This is a genomic window from Bradyrhizobium tropiciagri, from assembly GCF_018130505.1.
In the GTDB taxonomy this organism is placed as follows: domain Bacteria; phylum Pseudomonadota; class Alphaproteobacteria; order Rhizobiales; family Xanthobacteraceae; genus Bradyrhizobium; species Bradyrhizobium tropiciagri_B.
The window spans coordinates 365,458-391,177 of record NZ_JAFCKH010000007.1; the positions used below are offsets into that span (position 1 = coordinate 365,458).

A 25,720-nucleotide genomic window follows, 5' to 3' on the forward strand; every position below is an offset into this window, starting at 1 on the left:
CGGGCGATGTGGAAGCGGCTGTGGCGGACCTGGACGATCGACAAGCCCGCGGCGTTCGGCGATCTGCTGTGGCAGGTCTTCGTCGTTGACCTCGCGGCGTTCCTGGACCGGTTGACGTTGCGGCGGATCATCGCGCTGATCCCGCTCGTCCTCGTGATCGCCGCCTATGTCCATCGCATTCCGATTCCGCCGGAGCTGATGCTGGTCGGCGATCTCCTGGCCTATATCGATATCTTCTCGGTGATCTTCCTGGTCGGATTGTTCACGCGCCTGTCGACCATTGTGGTGGTGGTCAGGCAGGCCGTCGATCGTGCGCGCGCGATCATGCCGGCCGCGTTGCGCAGGCTCGATCTCCGTCACCGCCGCGCCAGCGACCCTGGTCGCCGCAAGCGGGCGATGCGCGCGAACACCGACGACGATGACACAGCGTTCGCACACGGTCTGGCCTGGGCTTAGCACAAGGTCATCGTCGGCTTTGCAGGATCGGCGGTGGCAGCGTCTATTGCGGCCGTCCCGGCTGCGCTTCGATGTCGTCGGCGTTGAGTGCCGCCGGTGCGTCCGCCGCGGGCAGGGGCCGAGCGCGCCGATGTGAGCTGCTGAGGTCGGTCGCGCTCTGATCGGTGCCTTGTGCCCGATGAAAATTGATGCCCAACCGGACACTCCAGACGCCGAAGAAGAGCGCGCCCGCGACGCAGACCGCGACAAAGGCCCAATCCCGCTTCCGCATCTGGTCGAACAAAGCCAAAGCCGTCGCCGTCCCGCCGCTGTCCTGCCAGGCGAAGAGATTCGAATCTTCGCCTCACGATCCAACCACCAGTATCTCAGGACTAGGCGATTGATTTTCTGCGCGCAAGGGCGGGCAACACAGCCGGTGCGCGCGTTGAGAATTCGCCGAAGCGCCGGCTCGCGAGCTACGCCTTGAGGTCGCCGTGCCAGCTCCGCGAACCGCAAAAGCGCTGCGGCAGAACGTTCACCGACCGGATCGGACGTTTGAGCACACTCTCGATCGCGATCGCGATGTGCGTCGCGTATTTCAGGCTCACCTGTGCGGCGACGTGTTCGCTGCGCACCAGCACCCGGGCCGTGTTGCCCTGGATGACCGCGCAGTGAAATCCCAGGAACCAGCAATCATAGTCGCGCGGACCCAGCATGAAATTGAGACGCGCCTGAATGGCAAATTGCTCGACGGGAGAAGGACAATACATTTCGTGCTCCGATCAACACCCCATCGAATTACGCACGCGATCGGATTTCGTTCTGCATGAGGGCATTCCCGGACAGCCGGAACTTTGTCCTGGTCATCGAACGCCGTCGCGTGAGGTTGTGCGGAGCGGCGGCTGTGGCGCGCTGATTGCGCGTTTGGTGCCGCACAGGCCCATTCCGCATTAAGAAAAGGCAACGTGATGTCGCACGCTTGTGAGTGGCAGGCGAAGTCCGTCCGACTATTTTGTCCAGACGCGGAGGGCAGCGATGAAATACAGCTCCGAACTGATCCAGACGATGCGCGACGCGCTGGAGGCGGTGATGACCACCGTCCCTCGCGATCAAGTCGTCTTCGGTCTCAAGGCCGCACTCGCCGAATACATCCTGCAGGCCGCCGCCCACGGCCAGACGTCGTTTGACGGCCTCGTGGCGTCGGCGTCGGATCAGGTGCAGACGATCATCTCGATGCTGACGTGAGCGGAGCCGCTGACCTGGCGACAGCTCGAGACATTTGCGCGGGGCGTCACCGAACGTCGGCCCGCGGCCGCTGGCAGGCGACGGCATGAGACCTTGGGTCGTCCCAGGAAAAGACGCCGCCGGTGTCAAAAATACACGCCCGGCGGCGTTTATTCCTGAACCGGGACACTGAAATCCCCGGCACTGAGGGATGTGCAGGACCTGTGCCAGGCAGGGAGTAACCCTTTTGCTTCCCTTGCGCGCGGAATGGCTGAGGAACGAGCAGCGCTATCGGGCGTATTCTGTTTTGCTCCCGGCAAATAGCCCCCCAATCCCGCCGGGAGCTGGAATGGCGGCCTCGGTGCGCCGACCGCGCCGGGGCCGCTTCAGTTGGTCACCCGTGTGTCGTTAACGCCAGCGCGAGGTCGGGTGCTCGAGGCTGGTGGTTTCTTTGGCAGTCGCTGTTTGGTGAACCGCAGCCCGGGGGCTTAGGGTGCTCCCGCGCTGATGTCGTCACCATGTATCGAAGTTGCCGTTCTTCTTGCCAACTTCTCGCGCCCGCTTCAGCGAGACGCCGTCGCGGCAGGCGATGTAAGATTGGACTTGGGCGTTCGTGCCCGCCCGTTTGGCCCGCCACATCTCGTAAGTGAAGCCGTTCTTGGCCATGCACTCGCGGGCATGGGGGGAGTCGTTCTGCCCGGCCTGGGCACCGGTCAGTGGCAACAATATCGCTGCAATGAAAATAACTGTTCTCATTAAACCTCCGATTGTATGATGAGGTAGAGACAGCATATTGGCGAGGTATCCACAAGGTCCGCCATCGTGAACACCGCAGATTATTTGGAACGCCGCCGACCATCCCGATTAGGGACTTTGTGAAGTAGCGCGGTTGAACTGCCCGCCGAGTCCCCCAGCGAGGGGCGTTTCTTGAACTGCGTACGAAGCGTTGATTTATTTGGTGAGCGCGGAGGGACTCGAACCCTCGACCCCATGATTAAAAGTCACGTGCTCTACCGCCTGAGCTACGCGCTCACTCACCTGAACAGTGCGTCCGGGATGCCAGCGGTGACGGCATCGTCCGGATCATGCTCCAGCCCGCGCTGTGTAGGGGGCGGGGCCCATCGGGTCAATAGCCGAGGCGTCGCAACCGCGCGGCAGATCGGGCCGGATTTGCCTTGAGGCGACTTGCGGTTAGGGCCACTTCTTGAAGTTGGCCGGCCGGACTGTCCACGGCGTTCCGGCCGCGGCTTTAGCCATCGCGACGGATTTCGGAGCCGACCGGCTGGTTGGGGGCGGCGACCGAGGGCAGGCTGACCGGGCGGAGGCCGATCAGTTCCGCGGTGCGGATCGCGCTGTTGCGCCAGAAGGCGAACTCGTTGATCCGCGAATTCTCCAGGATCGCGATCGACACGGCGGCGAGGAACGGCAGGCTCTGCAGCACCAGCACGCCGGCGAAGATGTAGATCTCGCGCACCTGCTTGAAGCTGTTGCTGGTGACCAGCACGGCGGCGCCGACCAGCAGCAGCACGCCGATCACGGCCTCCCAGAACGCCTGAAATTCGATCGACATCCGCGACAGGCCGCCCTTGGAGGTGCGGGCGAAGGCGAGGTGCTCGGTGATCAGGCCCTGCGCCACCGCGCGCGACACCGTCCACTGCACGCTCATCGCGGCGATCATCGCGCCCAGCATCTGGCCGGCCTTGATTTTCACCCGCAGCCGGTACAGCGCGACGAAGTGCACCAGCGAGACGATGAAGGAGGCGATGATCGGCAGCGTCAGGATCTTGTCGGGGATCGCGATGTCGGCGAAGGCGACGATCGGCACCCAGATCAAATTGAGGATCGCGACCACGACGCCGAGGCTTTCGGCCCCGAGCCAGTTCAGCCAGCCGAGCGAGAACTCGCGGCGCTGATCCGGCGTCAGGCGGCTGGCGCCGGGCAGGAAGCGCCGCCAGTGCTTCTTGACGATCTGGAAGCCGCCATAGGCCCAGCGGTGGCGCTGCTTCTTGAAGGCTTCATAGGTATCGGGCAGCAGGCCTTCGCCGTAGCGCACGTTGGTGTAGTGCGTCAGCCAGCCCTGCTGCTGGATGGTGAGGCCGAGATCGGTGTCCTCGCAGATGGTGTCGGAGGACCAGCCGCCGGCCTTGTCCATCGCGGCGCGGCGGATCAGGCACATCGTGCCGTGCACGATGATGGCGTTGAACTCGTTGCGCTGGACCATGCCGATGTCGAAGAAGCCGGCATATTCGCCGTTCATGATGTAGTGCATCAGCGAGCGGTCGCCGTCGCGATGCTCCTGCGGGGCCTGCACGAGGCCGACCCGCGGATCGGCGAAGGCGGGCACGAGGTCCTTCAGCCAGTCCGGATGCACGACATAGTCGGCGTCGATGATGCCGATGATCTCGGCGTCCGCCGCGGTGCGGTCCATCGCGATGCGCAGCGCGCCGGCCTTGAAGCCCTGCACCTTCTCGGCGTTGATGAACTTGAAGCGTTCGCCGAGCAGCCGGCAGTGATCCTGGATCGGCCGCCAGAAGTCGGGATCCGGCGTGTTGTTGATGATGCAGACGCATTCGAAGTTCGGATAGTCGAGCCGCGACACCGCATCGAGCGTCGCCTTCAGCATCTCGACCGGCTCGAAGTAAGCGGGGATGTGGATCGACACTTTCGGGAACGTTACGTTCTCGCCGAGCGTGGCGGGCGCCAGCGGCTCGGTCTTCGCGATCAGCCGCCGCGGGCCGCGGCCGAACGCCACCGCGGCGATCTCCTCGATCCGCGCCATCGCGATAAGCACGAGGGGAACAAGGAGCACGAGGCCGAGGCTGAGCGCGAAGGCCGAGCCCCAGACGAAGTAGTGCGTGGTCCAGTAGGCAAACACGGTCGCCACCCAGGCGCCGACGCCGTTTGCCGCGGCCGAGAGCAGCAGCGCCTGCATCACCGTCGGCTGCTCCAGCCGCAGGATCGGCAGTGACATGAAGAGGCCGACGAGGACCGCGACCAGCGCGAGCTTCCAGTAGTTCGGATCGGTGACCGGCCCGGTCCAGGAAAACTTCGCCTCGCGGTCGGCATTGAGGATGCCCCAGTAGGGACCGACGCCGCCTTCGAAGAATTTCCACGGCTGATCGATCGCTTCGACGATGTTGTAGTCCATGCCGATGGCTTCGGCGCGGGTGACGAAGTTCCTGAGCACCGTGGCTTGCTGGAACGCGCCCGGTTCGGCACTGCGCAGATTGTAGCCCTGGCTAGGCCAGCCGAACTCCGCGATCAGGATGCGCTTGCCGGGGAACGAGTCGCGCAGCAGATTGTAGCGGTCGACCGCCTGATCCACCGCCTGCTTGTCGGTGAAATTTTCCCAATAGGGCAGCACGTGGGCGGCGATGAAGTCGGTCGAGTTGGCGAGCTGCGGATGATCGCGCCAGATGTTCCAGATCTCGCCGGTCGTCACGGGAACGCTGACCGACTTCTTGACGTTCTGAACCACCCTGATCAGGCGGTGCACGTTGTTTTCTGCAATCGCCCATTTCATCGCCTCGGACCGCTTGTCCTCCGGTTGCACCTCGGCGTCGTGCAGGCGTGCGTCTTCCTCGCGCTGGATGCGCGGGGCGTCTTCGCGCAGGAAGCGGGCAAGCTCCTCGCGATAGCGCTCGACTTCTTCCGGACTGGGATCGGCCTTCGGGTCGGCCTTCGAGTCGGTCCTGGGCAACGGCCCGAGATTTTCGATCGGGACCTGCTCGCCGCGGTACACCGTTTCGTTGCCGACGATGATGCCGATGACGTTGCTGTTGCTCTTGGCGAGTTTGATCGCGGCCAAGAGCTCGCGGCTGTTGCGGTCACCGTCCTTGTCGATCCAGGCACCGACCGTGACCTTCATGCCGAACTCGGCGGCGATCGGCGGCACCAGATCGTTGCCTTCGGTTGATGAGTAGAGGCGGACGGCCTTGGTAAGCGTCGACAGCTTGCGCAAGTCGGCGCGCACCTTCTCGGCATCGCCGTCGACGGCGACGTGGCCCGGCTCGAACGGGGAGTAGGACAGGCTCGGCAGCATGCCACGGTAATCGGGCGCCGACTGCTTCTCCTGGAACAGGCCCCACAGAGCGGCGTGAGCGGCGGTGACAAGCAACAGGACGGCGACGACGGCGCGCATCGCGGATCAAACCATACGGGGCCTGAGATTGAAGGCTAAGCGAACCCGTCCCCTGGGTTCGACCGGAACAGCGGCGGAAGTAAAGATATCTCCGCCGGACGATTTAACAACTGGTATGCCGCGATGGCGTTTTAAGGGCGCAAGCCGTTCCGCCAGCGAAAAAAAACGCCGCTGGCGGAAAGCCGCTATTTCGCTGGCGGGATCGGTGATGCTGACGGCGTCGGCGCGGGCGTCGGTGAGGCGGCCGGAGCGGGGGTGGCGTTACCCGCCGTCGCCGGCGTCGGGGCAGGGGTCGGAGCAGCCGCAGCGGCCGCCGCCTGCGGCTGGGCGCCCGGATTGATCCAGCAGGCGTGGATCCGGCCATCGAGACTGCCCCGCACCTTGTCGTCGATCTGGGCCCCGAACCGGGTCAGGCAGCGGAACGCTGCCTGGACATGGCCGCCGGGACAGCCGAACCGGTCATAGAGGTCGAGGTGGCGGAACGCGGTGTCGAGATCGTCCAGCCACATCAGGCGGACAACGCGGCGGCCAAGCCAGACGCATTCCGGGTTACCGCCGGGGCCGTTGATGGCCTGCTGCGCCTCGACGAATTCCTCGACCTTGCGCTGGTTGGCTTCCCGCGCCGCATTGGCATTGGCGTCGGCCGGATTGCCGGACTGCTGTTTGGCCTGATCCTGCGGATTGGGCGTGCCGCTCTGGGCGAACGCGCCGGTGGAGCCGATCAGGAGCGCAAGGCCCGTTGCGGCAAGGTGGCGCAAACCAGTGTTCTTCAACTCAAGCAGCCGTCGACGCATGTATTCCCCGAATATGTTCCTGCCCCCGCGGGATCATCATCCTAACGGCTCGCGTGATGCCGTCCAAATAGGTCTCCAGTGCGGCGGAGACTCCTGCGGAATCCCATGACTGGAATTTGGATTTTTGTCCAGCAAAGTCACAACTTTATCGCAGCAGCGCAAAACTGTCGCAGGACAACCATGGTATTGACCGAATCCCGCTATTGGCAGACGGGCTGTGACCGGGTAATTCGACGGTCCCCCGGAGGATGGAACCGATTTCGCTTCGTACGCCGCTGGCGCTACTCCTCATCTCACTCGCTGTGATCGCATCCGTGTGGTGGTGGCTTGCCACACCGATTACGCTGGCGCGCGCGCCGATTGATCCAAACGCAAAGCTGCAATGCGTCTCCTACACGCCGTTCCGCGGCGCGCAGACGCCGCTCGATCCGACCACGCAGATTCCGGTCGAGCAGATCGAGGAAGACCTCGCCAACCTCGTCAAGGTCACCGATTGCGTGCGCACCTATTCGATCGAGAACGGCCTCGATCAGGTCCCCGCGGTCGCCGCCAAGGTCGGGCTGAAGGTGATGCAGGGCATCTGGCTCGGCAGCAACCGCTTCAAGAACCTGCAGCAGATCGCGATCGCGATCCGGCTTTCCAAGGAATATCCCAACGTCATCACGTCGCTGATCGTCGGCAACGAGGTGCTACTGCGCGGCGAGATGACGACCGCCGACCTCGCCGCCAATATCCGCGCGGTGAAGGCGCAGGCCAGCGTGCCCGTGACCTATGCCGACGTCTGGGAATACTGGCTGAAGAACCGCGAGATCTATGACGCGGTCGATTTCGTCACGATTCACATCCTGCCGTATTGGGAGGACGTCCCGATCAAGGCCAAGTTCGCCGCCGCGCATGTCGACGACATCCGCAAGCGGATGGCGGGGGCGTTTCCGGGCAAGGAGATCCTGATCGGCGAGACCGGCTGGCCGAGCGCCGGCCGGATGCGGGAGGGCGCGCTGCCGTCGCGCACCAACCAGGCCCGGGTGGTGTCCGAGATCCTCGACCTCGCGAGGCGCGAGGGTTTTCGCGTCAACCTGATCGAGGCCTATGACCAGCCCTGGAAGCGGATGCTCGAGGGCACCGTCGGCGGCTATTGGGGCCTGTTCGATTCGGTGCGCCGGCAGGTGAAGTACCCGCCGGGTGTCGCGATCAGCAATTACCCCGCCTGGAAGCTGTACATGGGCTGTGGCATGGCGCTCAGCGCCGCCACCTTCCTCGCGGCCTGGCTGACGTTGCGGCGCCGACCCTGGACGCCGCGGCCGTCGGCCTGGATTGCGGTCGCGATCTCGGCGACGACGGCGGGGGCCCTGGTCGGGATCGCCGCCGACAAGATGACCTATGAGAGCTACGGCGTCGGCGGCTGGCTGCATTGGGGCGTGCTGCTGGCGGCGGCGATCGCCGCGCCCTTGTTGTCGGCGCATGCGCTGATCGCGGGGCGCTCGCTGCCGACCTTCCTCGAACTGATCGGGCCGCGCGATTATCGCGGCAAGGGCGCGCTGATGGCGCTGCTGGCGATCGTGATGGCAGTGACCACCGTGATCGCCGCCGAGACCGCGCTCGGCTTCACCTTCGATCCGCGCTACCGCGACTTCCCCTATGCCTCGCTGACCATGGCGGTGGTGCCGTTCGCGCTGCTGACCATGCTCAACCGCCCGAAGGAGGGCGTCCGCCCGATCGCCGAATCGGTGTTCGCCGGTCTGCTGGCGGTCGGCGCGCTCTACATCCTCTACAACGAAGGCACGATCAACTGGCAGTCGGACTGGACCTGCGCGATGTACCTGCTGCTCGCCGCTACGCTGTGGCGGGCGCGGGCCGCGCAAAACCCAGGATGAACAATCCGATCGCGAGCCCCGACAGCACGATGTTGTAGAGCACGATGCCGAGCCCGGCGGCGATCAGCCCGCCGGTCAGCAGCACGATCGACGGCCGCATCAGATTGAGCACCGCGATGACAAGCGCGGTGATCCCGAACACCGAGTTCTTGAACAGCACCGTCGAGAGCGCGCGCGCCTTGCAGATCATGGTCTGCGTGCCGGCGTCGCAAGCCAGCGCCACGGTCGAGAATTCAATTCCCAGATAGCGCAGGTAAAGCGCGTAGCCGACGGTGAGGAAGCCGACGACCAGCAGGAACTGGACCTGATAGGGGGAGATACGGAACGGGGACTTTTTCATCGCGGCACTATGGTTGGGAAACGGGCGCGGGACAAGCTCCGGCTAGGGCAGCGAATCCGGTTGAGAATCTGGCCGCAACGCTTTGCCTTGCATGATCATTGGCCGTTCCGCCGGAACATCGAGGAGAACGTCGTCGGCTCCGGCTTCTTCTCCTCGGCAACCGGCGGCGGCGGAGGCGCGACGGCCCGCCGCGGCGCGGCCCGCCGGTGCGCCGGCCGGCCGGCGGCGGGCGGATCGTCGTTCTTCAGGGAAAGTCGCTGGCCGTCATAGATCGCGGTCTCGCAGGTCCGCTGGTTCAGGCTCAGGCCGGCGCAGATCTTGGCCGCGGTCCCGGCATCGTTCAGCGGCCCGGCCACGAGGCGGAGCTGCATGCCGAGCCCGCTGGTGCTCTCCTTGATCACGATGATCGGCCGCAGCGCGGCGAGCGGCGCGTTGGACTTCGACTTGAGCAGCCCGCGCCACAGCGCGCGCAGCCCGTTGACCGAGTTCGCGGTGCCGAGGTCGATGCCAAATTCAGTGCGCTGGATCTGCGCCTTCGGCGCGCCGGCGTCGTCCTCGATCTCGGAGTCCGGATCGGGGGTAATCACCAGCGGCGGGATCGGCGCAGCGGATACATCGCTGGCGGTCGGCGCCTTGACCGGCTCGGTCGGCTTGCCGGCCGCCGGATCAGCCATCGCCAGCACCGGCTTGTCCGTGACCGGCTTCTCAGCGACCGGCGGCGCCGGCGCGACAATCTTGGGCTCGTCGGCACCGGCCGCAGCGGCGGTCATCGGGCTCGCAATCGATGCGGCGGCAGCGCCCGAGACCGGCGGCGCGCTCTCTGGCGCCAGTCTCTCGGACGCGGCCTGAGGCTTGGTCGCGGCGGATTTCTTATCGGCGGCAACCGGCCTTTCGGCGACCGCCGATGGCTTCTCGGCCGCTCCGGACGCCTTGCTGTCGATGGACGCGGATGCCTTGTCGGGTGCCGCGGGTCTATCCGATGACGTCGCCGACGGCGTGGTTGCGACCGGGGCGAGGGCCGGCGGCGCGATGGCGGGAGGCGAACTGGCGGGAGCCGCCGGCAAGGCAGCAGGCGCCGCTGCCACGGCCGTTGCGGTCGGCGCAGGCGCCGTCACCTGTTTGGCGACTGTGCCGGTCACGGAGTCGAGGCCTTGTTCCAGCGAGGTGACGCGCGAATAGAGCCGGTCGCGGTCGCCGTTGAGCGTATCGATCGCTGCCGCGAGCCGGCGCGCCTCGTTGTGGCTGTCCTTGGCCAGCGTCTGCAACTGCTGGGCCTGGCGTGCGATGTCGACGGCCGCGACCTGATCGCGCTTCAACGTCAATGCGGACTGGTTGGCCATCACGGCGATGGTGACGGCGCCGACGGCGCCCAGACCCCACGAGCCGAGCCGCCACAGCAAGCGGCGGTCGAAAGCCTCCTCCTCAGCCAGAAGGCCGCTGCCTTCAGCGTCGAAATCCGCCGCAAGCTTGTCGGGATCTTTGGCCAAAGCCTGCTTGGCCCTCCTCAAGGCCCGCCGAATCACAGCGTAAAGATTAACAGGATTTGGACCGGGAACTTGAATCCGGGGCGTCACGGAGGCGAGAAGGTTTCTTCTCCCGGGGAAAACAATTAAGACGGCCCGGCGCAGAGTGCTGCGCGAGACCTTGAGGATTGCGAATGACTGCACGATCGAGCCTGACGGTGGTGCTTGCGGCCGGCGAGGGCACACGGATGCGCTCGTCGCTGCCGAAGGTGCTGCACCAGATCGCCGGGCAGTCGCTGCTGGCGCATGTGCTGGGCGCCGCTGCTGCGGGCGAGGGATCGCAGCTTGCAGTGGTGATCGGTCCGGACCATGACGCCGTCGCCAACGAGGCGCGCCGGGTGCGCTCCGATGCGCAGATCTTCGTGCAGCACGAGCGGCTCGGCACCGCCCATGCGGTGCTCGCCGCGCGCGAGGCGATCGCACGCGGCGCCGACGACCTGCTGATCGCGTTCGGCGATACCCCGCTGATCTCGGCCGAGACGTTCGCGCGGATGCGCGCGCCACTGCAGCAAGGCGCGGCGCTGGCGGTGCTCGGTTTCCATGCCGCCGACCCGACCGGCTACGGCCGCCTCGTGGTCGAGAACGGCCGGCTGGTCGCGATCCGCGAGCAGGCCGACGCCAGCGCGGAAGAGCGCAAGATCACGCTGTGCAATGCCGGCGTGATGGCATTCGATGGCAAGGGAGCGCTGGCGATCATCGAGAAGATCGGCAACGCCAACGCCAAGGGTGAATATTATCTGACCGATGCCGTCGGCATGGTCAGGGATCTCGGACTGGAGGCCGTCGTGATCGAGACCAGCGAAGACGAAGTGCGCGGCATCAACACCAAGACGCAACTCGCCGAAGCCGAGGCCGTGATGCAGGCGCGGCTGCGCAAGGCCGCGCTCGAGGCCGGCGTGACGATGATCGCGCCGGAGACCGTCTTTCTCGCCGCCGATACCAAGTTCGGCAAGGACGTCACCATCGAGCCGTTCGTGGTGATCGGTCCTGGCGTCACCATCGACGACGGCGCCGTGATCCATTCGTTCACGCACATGATCCAGTCGACGATCGGCAAGAAGGCCCTGGTCGGTCCCTATGCGCGGATGCGGCCCGGCAGCTCGCTCGGCGACGGCGCCAAGATCGGCAATTTCGTCGAGACCAAGTCGGCCGTGATCGAGGCCGGTGCCAAGGTCAATCACCTGTCCTATGTCGGCGATGCCCATGTCGGCGCCAGTGCCAATCTCGGCGCCGGCACCATCACCTGCAACTATGACGGCTTCCTCAAGCACAAGACGCTGATCGGCGAGGGCGCCTTCATTGGCACCAATTCGTCGCTGGTGGCCCCGGTGACCATCGGCAAGGGCGCCTATATCGGCTCGGGCTCGGTCATCACCAAGAACGTGCCTGACGACGCGCTGTCGGTCGAGCGCGCCCAGCAGATGATCCGCGAAGGCGGGGCCGCGCGCTATCGCGAGGTGAAGCTGAAGGAGAAGGCGAAGAAGGGGAAGTGAGGGGCGCGCTGGCGCTGTGCTTTCCAAGCTCGTCGTCCTGGCGAAAGCCAGCACCCATAACTACTAAAGTCGGTTGTGGGCGGCATTGTTGCCCGATCGCATGCCCCACAACGCGGTGTCATCACCCGGCTTGACCGGGTGATCCAGTATTCCAGAGGCCGCGGTGATTAAGCCGAGGGGCCGCGGCGTACTGGATCGCCCGGTCAAGCCGGGCGATGACGGCAGTGGGTGGGATGCGCAGAGCCCTCGATCGAATGAAACGGCCCCGACCATCCACTGATATTCCGATAAAGAGAAATGCCTTCGCCGCAAACGCTTGACAAATCGTTCCCGTTATGTTCCAAGGTGCTGGCGATACGCAAGCGCGAGTGCGACGACATGCACACCAACAATTCGCACGCCACAAATCCGGACGCCGCCGATGTCGATCGGCAGCGAAAGGTGATCCGCCTCTGGAACGAACTTCGCCAACTGAAAAAGGCGGGGCAACCTACCGCGGCCGTCGTGCGGCGGATCGAGGCTGCTCTCGCGGAACGCGAGAACTGTGCCGCGTGATCGGCGGCCTCCGATCCAACTCGCGCGCAGGTCGCGGATAACGGCGCACGACTTCGACACGATCGCATGCTCACGACGCTGTTCGGTGGCGAGTTCTCCCGTGTGCGTGTTGCGCTAAACATTGTCGCGACAATGTTGCCAACGCGGGCATGTATGACTACGCTTTACCCGGATTGACCCCAACGGTCTGTCGATTGGCCCGACGCTCATGCCCAAATTCCTTCGCATCGGAGTCCATCAGTCGAACGTTTCTGGATACACGTCAAAGGCATGGTGCATTCGCCGGGTCGGCTCGACGGTCTTCCTGAAGTGGGGCGCCGTGGAGGTTCATGGCGCTGGAGCGGGGCGAAAGGTCTACTGGACGCAGCCTCCGAGGGACAAAACAATTCGGTGCCGCACGGTGGAGCGCGCCCAGGACTATACGAAGGCCGCGATCTCGCGGCGCCGCAGCCATCGCTATGAACCGCTGATCGGAAACATCGCCAACCGGCGCCGGACTGCCGATCGAAGCGCGGAGCTCAAGCACGCGCTCGCCACCATTCTGTTCGTCGATATCGTGCGCTCCACCGAAAAGGCCGCGCGGCTCGGCGACTCGCGCTGGGCGCAGGTGATGAACCACTACTACGCCGCGGTCCGCCGGGAGCTGAAGGCGTTGCGCGGCAAGGAGGTGGTGACGACGGGCGACGGAGTGCTGGCGACGTTCGGCGCGCCGGTTGCCGGGATCCGTTGCGCGGCCGCGATCCGCGAGGCGGTGCGCACGCTGGGGCTGGAGATCAGGGTCGGACTGCACGCGGGCGAATACAAGGTCAGCGGCGCCGAGGTCATCGGTCTTGCGTTTCACATCGGCGCGCGCGTCGCCGCGAAGGCGCGTGCCGGCGAGGTGCTGGTCTCGAGCGCGGTCAAGGACCTGATGTCGGATCCCGGAATCCGCTTCAAGGATCGCGGCACGCATCAGCTCAAGGGCGTGCCGGAGCGATGGCGTCTCTACCGGGTCGAACATTGAGGCGTGGTCGAGTGGATGGTCGCGCTATCGCGCGACTATCTCCCACCCGTCGTCCCGGCGAAAGCCGGGACCCATAACCACCGAAGGTTATTGTTGCGCAACGCTGGAGCCACAGTTCGCTCCAACAACCTGCCCCTGTGGTTATGGGTCCCGGCTTTCGCCGGGACGACGCCGTGGGCGGTCTCAAGTGAACGCGACCTCGATCCGGTTGTCGGCCTTGGCGGTGATGCGGCAGGCCCGCGACAATGCATCGGCGGCGATCGCGAGCTTGAACTGCTCGGGAATGCCCGAGGTCGAGATCACCTCGATCGTCGCGCTATCGCGCGACAGGCCGCGCACTGTACAATTGACGGTGGAATGGCCGGCGTTGAAGCTGATCGTGCCGGCCTTGAACACGCGCCGCGCCGTCGGCGCGATCGACGGCGCCGGATCGACCCAGGCCAGCGCCTGGTTGCGGCCGGCCTGCTTGGCGCCGTACATCGCAAGGTCGGCGTTGCGCAGTATGTCGTCGAAACACTGGCCGGGCGAGAGCACAGCGCCGCCGAGGCTGCAGGTGACGCCGATCGTGCCGGCCGGCGTATCGATCCGCGTTGCGGCGATCGCCGCGCGCACTTTCTCCAGCACACCCATCGCCTGGTCGAGTCTCGTGTGCGGCAGCAGGACGCCGAATTCCTCACCGCCGAGGCGGCCGATGACGTCGGAGCCGCGCAGCGAGCTGCGCGCCGTATCCGCGACCGCCGCCAGCACCATGTCGCCGACCGCGTGTCCGTAGCGATCGTTGACCTGCTTGAAGTGGTCGACGTCGAGCACCGCGCAGGCAAGGGGACTGGCGTGCCGCCCCGCCAGCGAGGTCAGCCGCTCGCCCTCGCTGCGGAAGGCGCGCCGCGACGAGGTGCCGGTGAGGCTGTCCAGCATGGACAAGTTCCGCAGTTGCAATTCGTCGCCGGCGATCGCGGCGAGATCGACCAGAATGGCGGTCGCCTCAGTGTCGAAGTCCTCGCGGGGGCGGGTGTCGATGGCGCACAGGCTGCCGACCACGACGCCGGCTACCTTGATCTGCGCGCCGGCATAGAAGCGAACGAAGGGCGCGCCGCGCACGAAGATGTTGTCCGCGAAGCGCGGGTCGAGCAGCATGTCGTGGACCACCAGCGGGTCATCCAGCGCGATCGTGACATTGCACGGCGCCGGCCGGCGGTCGGTCTCGCGCAAGTCCAGCCCGTCGGCGGCCTTGACCCATTGCCGGTGACCGTCGATGAAGGTCAGCGTCGACATCGGAACGCGGAAGATCTTGCGGGTCAGTGTGGTCAGGCGATCAAAGGCAAGCTCGCGCGGCGTGTCGAGGATGTCGAGTTCCGCAAGCTTGTCGAGACGACGGGCCTCGCGATCATGCGCAGTGTGCATCGGGCTACCTCCGGACGGGGCACCCTCGCCGAAAGCCGTTAATGCCGTGTTGATGAATTGCGGTGGGTGGTCGATTCTGTGTTCTCGAAAAGGTTGACGCTCGCCAATCGGATCATGCGTTGGCGCGTGACCGCGGCCGGGAGGCTGACGCCGCAGCGTGCTTTAGTGGATACGAGTTGACGCGGTTTCGCCGAAATGGTTAGCCCGGGTTAACCAGTCTTTCGCATCGATCTCGCCGCTTAAGACTGTCGCAATCGGCAATAATTATTGAGTATCTTGCGGCGGGCGATTCCCGTTAAGGGACCGTGTCGCCGCCTTGGCAAATTTTCGGCGATTTGGGGACATTGAACCGCATGTGCGGCATCGTCGGCATTCTTGGACGCGCTCCGGTCGCGGAGCAATTGGTGGATTCACTCAAGCGGCTGGAGTATCGCGGCTACGATTCCGCGGGTGTCGCCACGCTGGAGAACGGCTCGCTGGCGCGCCGCCGCGCCGAGGGCAAGCTGAAGAATCTGGAGGCTCGGCTCGAGGCCAAGCCGCTCGGCGGCCATACCGGCATCGGCCACACCCGCTGGGCCACGCACGGCCGTCCGACCGAGAACAACGCGCATCCGCACGCCACCGAGCGCGTGGCGGTCGTGCATAACGGCATCATCGAGAATTTCCGCGAACTGCGCGAAGGGCTCGAAGCCAAGGGCGCGGTGTTCTCCACCGAGACCGACACCGAGGTCGTGGTGCATCTCGTCGACAATCTGCTCAAGGGCGGCGTCGCGCCGGTCGAGGCGGTGCGGGCGGTGCTGTCGCAGCTGCGCGGCGCGTTCGCGCTCGGCTTCATCTTCTCAGGCGAGGACGATCTGATGATCGGCGCCCGCAACGGCCCGCCGCTCGCGATCGGCCACGGCGAAGGCGAGATGTATCTCGGCTCGGACGCGATCGCGCTCGGGCCGTTCACCGATACGATCAGCTATCTCGAGGACGGCGACTGGGTGGTGCTGAACCGCAACGGCGCCACCATCTTCGATAAGGACAATGCGATTGTCCACCGCGAGGCGATCAAGCACTCGACGGCCACCGCGCTGGTCGACAAGGCCAACTACCGCCACTTCATGGCCAAGGAAATCCACGAGCAGCCGGAAGTGGTCGGCCATACGCTCGCCCGCTACGTCGACATGGCGACCGAGCGCGTCACCATGCCGGTGAAGCTGCCGTTCGACTTCAAGGACATCCAGCGCGTCTCGATCACCGCCTGCGGCACCGCGAGCTATGCCGGCTTCGTCGCCAAATACTGGCTGGAGCGGCTGGCGCGGCTGCCGGTCGAGCTCGATGTCGCGTCCGAATTCCGCTACCGCGAGGCGCCGCTGCGCAAGGGCGACCTTGCGGTCTTCATCTCGCAGTCCGGCGAGACCGCCGACACGCTGGCGGCGCTGCGCTACGCCAAGGCGCAGGGCGCGCATACGCTCTCCGTCGTCAACGTGCCGACCTCGACGATTGCGCGCGAGAGCGAGACCGTGCTGCAGACGCTGGCCGGTCCCGAGATCGGCGTCGCCTCGACCAAGGCGTTCACCTGCCAGCTGATGGTGCTGGCCTCGCTCGCGGTCGCCGCCGGCAAGGCGCGCGGCGAACTGTCCGCCGAGGACGAGACCAAGCTGGTGCACTCCCTGGTCGAAATTCCGCGCCTGATGTCGCAGGCGCTGATGTCGGAGCCGCAGATCGAAAAGCTGGCGCGTGAGATCTCGAAATCGCGCGACGTGCTCTATCTCGGCCGCGGCACCAGCTATCCGCTGGCGCTGGAGGGCGCGCTGAAGCTGAAGGAAATCTCCTACATCCACGCCGAGGGCTACGCCGCCGGTGAGCTCAAGCACGGCCCAATCGCGCTGATCGACGAGCACATGCCGGTGGTGGTGATCGCGCCTTACGACAAGGTGTTCGAGAAGACCGTCTCCAACATGCAGGAGGTCGCGGCCCGCGGCGGCAAGATCATCCTGATGACCGACGCCAAGGGCGCGGCGGAGGCGACCATCCAGTCGCTGGTGACCATCGTGATGCCCGACATGGGGGCGACCTTCGCGCCGATGGTCTACGCGGTGCCGGTGCAGCTGCTCGCCTATCATACTGCCGTCGTAATGGGCACGGACGTCGACCAGCCCAGGAACCTGGCGAAATCGGTCACGGTCGAATAGTCGCAAGTGACGACATCACGCAGCCCTTCAAAAAGCTGCTAGGATGGCTTAGCTGTTTGGAGCGCGATCAAGATCGCGCTTTAGCCTGTTGTTTGCGCATGATCTTTTCGGAAAGCCGCTGAACACTTTGCCGGGCATGCGCTCGATTACGCTCGCTGGGACGACCTGGAACCGCAATGACGTCCAATCAAGTGCCCCCCGTGACGCCGGGTGATCTGCCTCCGGATGCCCCCCGCGGGCTTATGGCGCGGTTTCGCAACTATTTCCTGACCGGCCTCGTGGTGGCCGGGCCGGTTGCGATCACGCTGTATCTGACCTGGTGGTTCGTGAACTGGGTCGACAATCTGGTCCGCCCGTTCGTGCCGACCGCGTACCGGCCGGAAACCTATCTGCCGTTCGGGCTGCCGGGTTCCGGCCTGATCGTCGCCGTGATCGCGCTGACGCTGCTCGGTTTCCTCACCGCCAACCTGATCGGTCGGACGCTGGTCGATCTCGGCGAACGGCTGCTCGGACGGATTCCGGCAGTGCGCGCGATCTATCGCGGCCTCAAGCAGGTGTTCGAGACGCTGTTCTCCGGCAACGGCTCGAGCTTCCGCCGCGTCGGCCTGGTCGAGTTTCCCTCGCCGGGAATGTGGTCGATCGTCCTGATCTCGCAGGCGCCGAGCCCCGAGCTCGCGGCGAGCCTGCCGGGAGCGGAAGAACATATTTCGGTGTTCCTGCCGTGCGCGCCGAACCCGACCACCGGCTTCTTCTTCTACGTGCCGAAGAGCAAGATCATCGAGATCGAGATGAGCACCGAGGATGCTGCGACGCTGATCATGTCGGCCGGCGTGGTGCAGCCGGGCGCCGCTGACCAGAAGCGCGCCGCCGCGCTCGCCGGCATGGCCAACGCCGCCCGCATCGCCAACCAAGCCGCCTCGCTGCAGCCCGCCGCATCGGCGAAGGTGGAGTGACGGGGGGCGATCACCTTATCTCACCGTCATCCTGAGGAGCGCGCTCTTGCGCGTGTCTCGAAGGATGCACGGCCCGGCTGGTGGCCGTCGACCCTTCGAGACGCGCTGCGCGCTCCTCAGGGTGACGGGACTCACGCTTGCGCGCGTTGCGTATCGCGGCGGTGCATCGAGTTACCCCGCCCCGATCAGCGGCACGGCTTCATCGCGTTCGTAGAGGTAGAGCAGGCAGCGCAGGGCTTCGCCGCGCTCGCCCTTCAGCTTCGGATTGTCCTTCAGGATGCGCAGCGCCTCGTCGCGGGCTTGCGTGATCAACTGGGCGTGCACGTCGGAGCGGGCGATGCGGTAGCCGGGCAGGCCGCTCTGGCGGATGCCGAGCACGTCGCCTTCGCCGCGCAGTTTCAGGTCCTCCTCTGCGATCCGGAAGCCGTCGGTGGTCTCGCGGATCACCTTGAGGCGGGCTTTCGACATCTCGCCGAGCGGCTCCTTGTAGAGCAAGAGGCAGGTCGAGGCTTCGGAGCCGCGGCCGATGCGGCCGCGCAGCTGATGCAGTTGCGCGAGTCCGAAACGTTCGGCGTTCTCGATCACCATGATGGTCGCGGCCGGCACGTCGACGCCGACCTCGACGACGGTGGTTGCGACCAGCAGCTGGATCTCGTGCGCGGCGAACTGCGCCATCACGCGATCCTTCTCGGCACCCTTCATCTGGCCATGGACGAGGCCGACCTTGTCGCCGAACCGCTTCCGTAGCGACTCGAAGCGCTCGGTGGCGTTGGTGAGATGCTCGGTGCCTTCGGCCTCGGACTCATCGACGAGTGGACAGATCCAGTAGGCCAGCTTGCCGGCGCCGAGCGCGCGGCCCACGCCATCCATCACGTCCTCGATCCGGCTCATCGATATGGTCCGGGTTTCGATCGGCTGGCGGCCGGCGGGCTTTTCGCGCAGCTCGGAGACGTCCATGTCGCCGAAGTACGTGAGCACAAGGGTGCGCGGGATCGGGGTTGCGCTCAGCACCAGCACGTCGACGGCTTCCCCTTTGGAGGTCAGCGCAAGCCGCTCGCGCACGCCGAAGCGGTGCTGCTCGTCGACGACGGCGAGCGCGAGATCCTTGTAGATCACGTCGTCCTGGATCAGCGCATGAGTGCCGACCAACAGATCGATCTCGCCGGCCTCGAGCCGTGCCAGCAGTTCGCGGCGCTCCTTGCCCTTTTCGCGGCCGGTGAGGATCGCGACCTGCATGCCGGCGTGCTCGGCGAGCGGCGCGATGGTCTTGATGTGCTGACGCGCCAGGATTTCCGTCGGCGCCATCAGCGCGGCCTGCTTGCCGGCTTCCGCGACCGCGGCGGCCGCGAGCAGCGCGACCACGGTCTTGCCGGAGCCGACATCGCCCTGCACCAGTCGCAGCATCCGCACCGGCTGGCGCAAATCCTCGGTGATCGCGGCGACCGCATCGCGTTGCGATTTCGTCAGCGCATAGGGCAGGGCATCGATGATCTTGCTGCGCAGATGGCCGTCGCCGGCATTGCGCACGCCGGCGGGGCGGCGCAGCGTGGCGCGGATCAGCGCCAGCGCGAGCTGGCCGGCAAGCAACTCGTCGAACGCGAGCCGCGACCAGAACGGACCGTCCGGCAGGATGTCGGTGAGCTCAACCGGCACGTGCACCCGGGTCAACGCTTCCCGGATCGGCGGAAAATTGCAGCGGCGCAGCACCTCGGGGCTGATCCATTCCGGCAACTCCGGCAATTTGGTCAGTGCCTGCGCGATGGCACGGCGGAGCGAGCCGATCGCAAGGCCCTCGGTCAGGGGATAGACGGGATCGATGCCGGAGAGTTTTGCAAAGCCGGCCTCGTCGATGACGCGGTCGGGATGCACGATCTGCGGGATGCCGTCATACATCGCGAGCGTGCCGGAGACGTAGCGCTTCTCGCCGACCGGGAGCAATTTCTCGACAAAGCCGGGCGGGCTGCGGAAGTAGGTCAGCACGACATCGCCGGTGTCGTCGCTGGCGTAGACGAGATAGGGCGCGCGCGCATTGCGCGGCGGCGGCGGGCGGTGGCGGTCGACCGTGACCTCCAGCGTCACCATGGTTCCCACCGCGGCGTCGCGGATCTTCGGCCGCGCGCGGCGGTCGATCACGCTGGCCGGCAGATGCAGCAAGAGATCCACCAGCCGCGGCGTCTCGCTGCGGTCGAGCAGATAGCGCAATAGCTTGTCCTGCTTCGGCCCGACGCCCGACAGCGTCGTGACCGGGGCAAACAGCGGATTGAGCAGGCTGGGGCGCATCGGGGTCCTTTGGACGCGACTCACGTCATGCACGGGCCGGACCCGCGCCCCCCATGTTCAAAAGAGGATGGATTGCCGGGTCAAGCCCGGCAATGACGGTATGCGGCAGATGAGGGCTGACATCGGCCGCAGCCGTCGCTATATCAAGCCCCGCCCGGCACGTCCGGGCTTTCGGCGTTCGATGGATTTGGGACATGACGGGATCGACACGGTCGAGCAACGGGCTCGATGACCGCCGCAAGCGGCTTTTGTTTCGCTGCTGGCATCGCGGCACCCGGGAAATGGACCTGATCCTCGGGCGCTTCGCCGATGCGACGATCTCCGACCTGACCGATCAGGAACTCGGCGAGCTCGAGCAGCTGATCGAGGTGCCCGATCCCGACCTTTATGCCGCGCTGACCGGCGACAAGGTGCTGCCGGCCGAGCACGTCACCGCGCTGTTTGCCCGCATCAAGGCGTTCCGGGTGGCGGATCACGGCGCATGAAACAGCCTGCCAAATCACCGGCGGCGCTGCTGGCGCCGGGCCGCGTGCTGACCATCGCTAACGTCGCCGAGGGCGCCGAGGGACTGGTCATCACCGACCTCGCGCGCGCGATCGCGGCCAAGCCGAAACGGCCGGCGGTCAGCCTTGCCGTGGTCTGCCGCGACGGCGCGCGGATGCAGCAGCTCGCCCGCGCGATCGAGTTCTTCGCACCCGATATCGCCGTGATGCAGATCCCGGCGTGGGACTGCCAGCCCTATGACCGCGTCTCGCCGCATGCCGGCATCCTGGCGCAGCGCCTGACCACCCTGGCGAAGCTGTCGCGCCTCGTCGGCAGCGACAAGCCGCTGATCGTGCTCACCACCGTGAACGCGGCGGTGCAGCGGGTGCCGGCGCGCGAGCAGGTCGCAGCGCAGGCGCTGTCGGTCGCGCCGGGCAATGTGGTGCCGATGGATTCCGTCGTCGCCTGGCTCGAGCACAACGGCTACACGCGCTCGTCCACCGTGCGCGAGCCCGGCGAATACGCCGTGCGCGGCGGCATCCTCGACCTGTTTCCGGCCGGCCTCGAGCAGCCGGTGCGGTTCGACTTCTTCGGCGACTCGCTGGAGTCGATCCGCACCTTCGATGCCGAGACGCAGCGCACGCTGCTCGACATGCGCGGCCTCGATCTGGTGCCGGTGTCGGAATTCCAGCTCACCACCGAGACCATCCGCCGCTTCCGCATGGGTTATGTCGCGGCGTTCGGCGCGCCGCAGCGCGACGACCAATTGTATGAAGCGGTCTCCGAGGGACGGCGCCACCCCGGCATGGAGCACTGGCTGCCGCTGTTCCAGGAGCGGATGGACACGCTGTTCGACTATCTCGATGGCGCCACCGTCGCGATCGAGCCGCAGGGCGAGGACGCCGCGCGCGAGCGCTTCACCCAGATCGCGGACTATTACGAGGCGCGGCGCGAGGCGCTGGAGCATCCGGGCGGCGGCGCGATCTACAAGCCGCTGCCGGTGGACAAGCTCTATCTGACCGACACCGAATGGACCAAGCTGCTCGGCGAACTGCCGGTGGCGCGGCTGACGCCGTTCGCGGTGCCCGAAGGCTCAAACGACGTGTTCGATGCCGGCGCACGGGCTGGCCGCAATTTCGCGCCGGAGCGTGCCGACAGCAATGTCAACGTGTTCGAGGCCGTGGTCGGCCACGTCGGCGCGCTGCAGAGCCAGCGCAAGAAGGTGGTGATCGCGCTGTGGAGCGAGGGCTCGCGCGACCGAATGGGCGCGATGCTGCGCGACCACAAGCTGCTCAACACCACCAGCGTCAACACCTGGCGGATCGTGCAGGCGACGCCGCGCAACGAGACCATGCTCGCGGTGCTCGGCATGGAGTCCGGCTTCGAGACCGACGAATTCGCCGTCATCAGCGAGCAGGACATTCTCGGCGATCGCCTGGTGCGGCCGCGCAAGGCGAGCCGCAAGCTCGACAATTTCATCTCCGAGGTGACGAGCCTTGCGACCGGCGACCTCGTCGTCCACGTCGAGCACGGCATCGGCCGCTTCGTCGGGCTGCAGACGCTGGAAGTGTCGGGCGCGCCGCATGACTGCCTCGAGCTGCATTATGCCGCTGAGACGAAGCTCTTCCTGCCGGTCGAGAACATCGAGCTGCTGTCGCGCTACGGCTCCGACAGCGCCAATGTCGAGCTCGATAGGCTTGGCGGTGGCGGCTGGCAGGCGCGCAAGGCCAAGCTGAAGAACCGCATCCGCCAGATCGCGGGCGAGCTGATCAAGATCGCCGCCGAGCGGCAACTGCACGAGGCACCGAAATTCCCGCTGCAGCCGCATGTCTATGACGAGTTCTGCGCGCGCTTCCCCTATGAGGAGACCGAGGACCAGCTCGGCGCGATCACCTCGACCCTGAAGGATCTCGAGATCGGCCGACCGATGGACCGGCTGATCTGCGGCGACGTCGGCTTCGGCAAGACCGAGGTGGCGCTGCGCGCGGCCTTCGCCGTGGCGCTGGAGGGCAGGCAGGTCGCGGTCGTGGTGCCGACGACGCTCTTGGCGCGTCAGCATTCCCGAACCTTCACCGAGCGGTTCAAGGGTTTTCCGGTCAACGTCGCGCAGGCCTCGCGGCTGGTCTCGACCAAGGAGTTGAACCAGACCAAGAAGGGGCTCGCCGACGGCAGCGTCGATATCGTCGTCGGCACCCATGCGCTGCTCGGCAAGGCGATCAAGTTCAAGGACCTCGGCCTGCTCATCGTCGACGAGGAGCAGCACTTCGGCGTCAGCCACAAGGAGCGGCTGAAGCAGCTCCGCGCCCAAGTCCACGTGCTGACGCTGTCGGCAACCCCGATCCCGCGCACGCTGCAGCTGGCGCTGACCGGTGTCCGCGAACTCTCGATCATCGCATCGCCGCCGGTCGACCGTCTGGCGGTGCGCACCTTCGTCGCGCCGCACGATCCGTTGATGATCCGCGAGGCGCTGCTGCGCGAGCGCTATCGCGGCGGGCAGGCGTTCTACGTCGTGCCCCGCATCGAGGACCTCGCCGGCGTCAAGGATTTCCTCGACAAGAACGTGCCGGAGATGAAGGTCGCGGTCGCCCACGGCCAGATGCCGCCGACCGTGATCGAGGATATCATGTCCGCGTTCTACGACGGCAAATACGACATCCTGCTGTCGACCACGATCGTGGAGTCGGGTCTCGACATCCCGAACGCCAACACGCTGATCGTGCACCGCGCCGACATGTTCGGCCTCGCGCAACTTTATCAGCTGCGCGGCCGCGTCGGCCGTTCCAAGCTGCGCGCCTATGCGCTGTTCACGCTGCCCGCGCAGCAGAAGATCACCGCGCAGGCCGAGCGCCGGCTCAAGGTGCTGCAATCGCTGGAGACGCTGGGAGCCGGTTTCCAGCTTGCCTCGCACGACCTCGACATTCGCGGCGCCGGCAATCTGCTCGGCGAGGAGCAGTCCGGTCACATCAAGGAAGTCGGCTTCGAGCTGTACCAATCGATGTTGGAAGAGGCGATCGTCAACCTCAAGGCCGGCGTCGCCGAGCCCGCCGCCGACCGCTGGTCGCCGCAGATCACCATCGGCATGCCGGTGCTGATCCCGGAGGACTACGTCAACGATCTCAGCGTGCGGCTCTCGCTCTATCGCCGTCTCGCCGATCTCGACACCGACGAGGAGATCGACAGCTTCGCCGCCGAGATGCGCGACCGGTTCGGCGTGCTGCCGGACGAGGTGCGCTATCTGTTCAAGGTCGCGGCGATCAAGGCCTATTGTCGGCGCGCCAATGTCGAGAAGGTCGACGCCGGCCCGAAGGGCGCGGTGATCGCGTTCCGCGACAACAGCTTTGCTCATCCGGAGCGGTTGGTGACGTTCATCCGCCAGCACGGCCAGGCCGCCAAGGTGCGGCCGGACATGAAGGTGGTGTTCCTGCAGGAATGGGACACGCCGGAAGAGCGGCTCGCCGGGACGACGGAGATCTTGCGCCAGCTTGCCAATCTCGCGGTGAGCAAGAAGGCGGCGTGAGGTTTCGCTGAACTTTCCACGCCGTCATTGCGAGCGAAGCGAAGCAATCCATCGCTCCGCATGCGGCTCGATGGATTGCTTCGGCGCTTCGCTCCCCGCAATGACGAGGGGAGGGAACGGGTGCTCTTGTAGGGTGGGCAAAGCGCAGCGTGCCCACCTTCACTTGCACAGCAAGAATGGTGGGCACGTCGCTTGCGCTCCTTTGCCCACCCTACGCAGCAAGATCTCGGCTACGACGCCGCGCGCTCCGGCGTCTCGAACAGGCGGGCCAGCAGCGAGGTCGCGGAATCATTCGGCAGCAGCGAGGTCACGCTGACGGCGGGCTCGCTGCGGGTGTCGCGGCGGCCATGGTTGGTGTGGCGCATCACGCTGGCGAGCCGCCGCGTGATCGCCTGCGCGTTGCGCTGGTCGGTGCCGGTGAACACCACCACCAGCGATCTGTCGTCGTGCACGGCGCCGAAATCGGCCTGGCGCATCAGGCGGCTGATGATCCGCGCGCCGTCGAACTGCGCGCGGGGCGTGGTGGTGTCGAAGGTGAACCGCGCCACCGAGAGGGTGCCGCCGCGCTCGGCGGTCTGGTAGACGGCGGTCGCGAAATCGCGGTCGAACGCGGCCTTGGTGAGCAGGCCGGTGCGGGCGTCGATCAGACCCTTGGCATCGATCGCGCGCAGCATGCGGCTGAGCCGCGCCTCGAAGGCGTGTTGGCGGATGAAGGGCAAGGCGATGTCGGCGATCCGCGTCGGCCCGGCGGCGATGATCTCGAGATTGGGCAGGTCGTAGCGGGGCACCAGTTCGTTCGAGGCGACGATCGCCGGCAGCGGCCGGAAGCGGACATCCTCGGTCAGCACCGTCAGGAACGCATCCATCACCCGCGGGGTGAATCCTTCGGCCAGCACGATGCCGTCGATGTCGCGGCTGGAAAGATGCTTTGCGGCGGCCTCGATGCTCAGCGCGCCGACCACGCCGGCGCGTTCGCCGAGCGCGACCGACAGCGCCGGATAGGCGCCGCCGCGGCCGATCAGCAGCGTGGTCGCTTCGCCCACCGGATCGATGTCCGTCAGCGCGACCGGCGCCGGCGGCACCTGGCGCCGCATCACGGTGGCGTGCAGGGCGCGGACGCGCAACGACGCGTTGAGCCGTGCGATCAGCCGGTCGGGCATGCCGCGCTTCTGGAAGAACGCGATCGCGGTGTCGGGCAGGGTGGTCGCGGGATCGACCGCGATCAGCGGCAGATAGGGCGCGCGGGCGGCGGCGCGCTTGGCGAGCGTTGCAAGCGCCGGGAAATCGATGGTCTCGGCTGCGGCGATGATCGCCGCCGGCTTCACCTGCTCGATGGCGCGTCCGGCCTCGTTCCAGTCGGTGACCAGCACCGGGAACAGTTTCGTCTCATCGAGAACGTCGGCAAAGGATGGCCTTGCCGCCGCCGAGACGATGAGAACCGGACCTTGTTGAGACATGCGAACGCTCGAACCAATGCGCAGGATGGCAATGGCCGCGATGCTAGTCGGCTTGGCTTAATGCAGC

Annotated in this window: 20 protein-coding genes and 1 tRNA gene; 10 read left to right on the forward strand and 11 right to left on the reverse strand. The window is 66.1% G+C overall.

The window, feature by feature from the left end; genetic code table 11:
- The first annotated feature begins 6 nt into the window (after window positions 1-6).
- Complete coding sequence (locus JQ633_RS20045) at window positions 7-456, forward strand: hypothetical protein (protein WP_211986782.1); 450 nt, start codon at window positions 7-9, stop codon at window positions 454-456.
- A 43-nt stretch (window positions 457-499) separates the two neighbouring features.
- On the opposite strand, the gene JQ633_RS20050 is transcribed toward JQ633_RS20045, so the two are convergent.
- Entirely contained in the window at window positions 500-745 is a 246-nt protein-coding gene (locus tag JQ633_RS20050) for a hypothetical protein (RefSeq protein WP_211986783.1), read from the reverse strand.
- A 166-nt stretch (window positions 746-911) separates the two neighbouring features.
- On the reverse strand, window positions 912-1,151 hold the full coding sequence (locus JQ633_RS20055) for a hypothetical protein (protein ID WP_211986784.1): 240 nt from the start codon (window positions 1,149-1,151) through the stop codon (window positions 912-914).
- A 319-nt stretch (window positions 1,152-1,470) separates the two neighbouring features.
- Here JQ633_RS20055 and JQ633_RS20060 point away from each other — a divergent pair, with 319 nt between their 5' ends.
- Window positions 1,471-1,680, forward strand: a complete 210-nt coding sequence (locus JQ633_RS20060) for a hypothetical protein (RefSeq protein ID WP_211986785.1) — start codon at window positions 1,471-1,473, stop codon at window positions 1,678-1,680.
- 492 nt (window positions 1,681-2,172) lie between these two features.
- Here JQ633_RS20060 and JQ633_RS20065 read toward each other — a convergent pair whose 3' ends face one another.
- From JQ633_RS20065 to JQ633_RS20080, 4 genes are all read right to left on the reverse strand, one after another.
- Window positions 2,173-2,415: a hypothetical protein gene (locus JQ633_RS20065; protein ID WP_211986786.1), complete on the reverse strand. Its 243-nt coding sequence runs from the start codon at window positions 2,413-2,415 to the stop codon at window positions 2,173-2,175.
- A 200-nt stretch (window positions 2,416-2,615) separates the two neighbouring features.
- Window positions 2,616-2,691 (reverse strand) — tRNA-Lys (locus tag JQ633_RS20070).
- 217 nt (window positions 2,692-2,908) lie between these two features.
- Window positions 2,909-5,800: a glycosyltransferase gene (locus JQ633_RS20075; RefSeq protein ID WP_211986787.1), complete on the reverse strand. Its 2,892-nt coding sequence runs from the start codon at window positions 5,798-5,800 to the stop codon at window positions 2,909-2,911.
- A 185-nt stretch (window positions 5,801-5,985) separates the two neighbouring features.
- On the reverse strand, window positions 5,986-6,594 hold the full coding sequence (locus tag JQ633_RS20080; protein ID WP_211986788.1) for a beta-1-3, beta-1-6-glucan biosynthesis protein: 609 nt from the start codon (window positions 6,592-6,594) through the stop codon (window positions 5,986-5,988).
- A gap of 248 nt (window positions 6,595-6,842) precedes the next feature.
- Here JQ633_RS20080 and JQ633_RS20085 point away from each other — a divergent pair, with 248 nt between their 5' ends.
- Window positions 6,843-8,468 (forward strand): beta-(1-6) glucans synthase, encoded by a 1,626-nt coding sequence (locus JQ633_RS20085; protein WP_211986790.1) that lies wholly within the window; start codon window positions 6,843-6,845, stop codon window positions 8,466-8,468.
- On the opposite strand, the gene JQ633_RS20090 is transcribed toward JQ633_RS20085, so the two are convergent.
- Together JQ633_RS20090 and JQ633_RS20095 are read right to left on the reverse strand one after the other, a co-directional pair.
- Entirely contained in the window at window positions 8,428-8,808 is a 381-nt protein-coding gene (locus tag JQ633_RS20090; RefSeq protein ID WP_211986791.1) for a hypothetical protein, read from the reverse strand. The genes JQ633_RS20085 and JQ633_RS20090 overlap by 41 nt on opposite strands.
- A 95-nt stretch (window positions 8,809-8,903) precedes the next feature.
- Complete coding sequence (locus JQ633_RS20095; RefSeq protein WP_211986793.1) at window positions 8,904-10,295, reverse strand: hypothetical protein; 1,392 nt, start codon at window positions 10,293-10,295, stop codon at window positions 8,904-8,906.
- 170 nt (window positions 10,296-10,465) lie between these two features.
- Here JQ633_RS20095 and glmU point away from each other — a divergent pair, with 170 nt between their 5' ends.
- From glmU to JQ633_RS20110, 3 genes are all read left to right on the forward strand, one after another.
- Window positions 10,466-11,824: a bifunctional UDP-N-acetylglucosamine diphosphorylase/glucosamine-1-phosphate N-acetyltransferase GlmU gene (gene glmU / locus JQ633_RS20100; protein WP_211986794.1), complete on the forward strand. Its 1,359-nt coding sequence runs from the start codon at window positions 10,466-10,468 to the stop codon at window positions 11,822-11,824.
- A gap of 297 nt (window positions 11,825-12,121) precedes the next feature.
- Window positions 12,122-12,379: a hypothetical protein gene (locus tag JQ633_RS20105; protein ID WP_211986795.1), complete on the forward strand. Its 258-nt coding sequence runs from the start codon at window positions 12,122-12,124 to the stop codon at window positions 12,377-12,379.
- A gap of 208 nt (window positions 12,380-12,587) precedes the next feature.
- The gene (locus JQ633_RS20110; protein WP_211986796.1) at window positions 12,588-13,382 is read left to right on the forward strand and encodes an adenylate/guanylate cyclase domain-containing protein; all 795 of its coding nucleotides are present in this window, start codon (window positions 12,588-12,590) and stop codon (window positions 13,380-13,382) included.
- Window positions 13,383-13,565: 183 nt separating this feature from the next.
- Here the strand turns inward: JQ633_RS20110 and JQ633_RS20115 are convergent, their stop codons facing one another.
- Window positions 13,566-14,783 carry a GGDEF domain-containing protein gene (locus tag JQ633_RS20115; RefSeq protein WP_211986797.1) on the reverse strand — a complete coding sequence of 406 codons (1,218 nt, stop codon included), beginning with the start codon at window positions 14,781-14,783 and terminating at the stop codon, window positions 13,566-13,568.
- A 353-nt stretch (window positions 14,784-15,136) separates the two neighbouring features.
- Here JQ633_RS20115 and glmS point away from each other — a divergent pair, with 353 nt between their 5' ends.
- Window positions 15,137-16,963, forward strand: coding sequence for a glutamine--fructose-6-phosphate transaminase (isomerizing) (gene glmS, locus JQ633_RS20120; RefSeq protein ID WP_211986799.1), 1,827 nt, complete (start codon window positions 15,137-15,139; stop codon window positions 16,961-16,963).
- 176 nt (window positions 16,964-17,139) lie between these two features.
- Window positions 17,140-17,916, forward strand: coding sequence for a DUF502 domain-containing protein (locus JQ633_RS20125; RefSeq protein ID WP_211986800.1), 777 nt, complete (start codon window positions 17,140-17,142; stop codon window positions 17,914-17,916).
- A 171-nt stretch (window positions 17,917-18,087) separates the two neighbouring features.
- Here the strand turns inward: JQ633_RS20125 and recG are convergent, their stop codons facing one another.
- Entirely contained in the window at window positions 18,088-20,196 is a 2,109-nt protein-coding gene (recG, locus tag JQ633_RS20130; protein ID WP_211986801.1) for an ATP-dependent DNA helicase RecG, read from the reverse strand.
- A gap of 194 nt (window positions 20,197-20,390) precedes the next feature.
- Here recG and JQ633_RS20135 point away from each other — a divergent pair, with 194 nt between their 5' ends.
- Window positions 20,391-20,681 (forward strand): succinate dehydrogenase assembly factor 2, encoded by a 291-nt coding sequence (locus JQ633_RS20135; protein WP_211986802.1) that lies wholly within the window; start codon window positions 20,391-20,393, stop codon window positions 20,679-20,681.
- Window positions 20,678-24,196, forward strand: a complete 3,519-nt coding sequence (gene mfd, locus JQ633_RS20140) for a transcription-repair coupling factor (protein ID WP_211986803.1) — start codon at window positions 20,678-20,680, stop codon at window positions 24,194-24,196. Before JQ633_RS20135 ends, mfd begins: the two co-directional genes overlap by 4 nt.
- Window positions 24,197-24,426: 230 nt before the next feature.
- Here mfd and JQ633_RS20145 read toward each other — a convergent pair whose 3' ends face one another.
- Window positions 24,427-25,653 (reverse strand): GGDEF domain-containing protein, encoded by a 1,227-nt coding sequence (locus JQ633_RS20145; RefSeq protein WP_211986805.1) that lies wholly within the window; start codon window positions 25,651-25,653, stop codon window positions 24,427-24,429.
- Window positions 25,654-25,720: the final 67 nt, after the last annotated feature.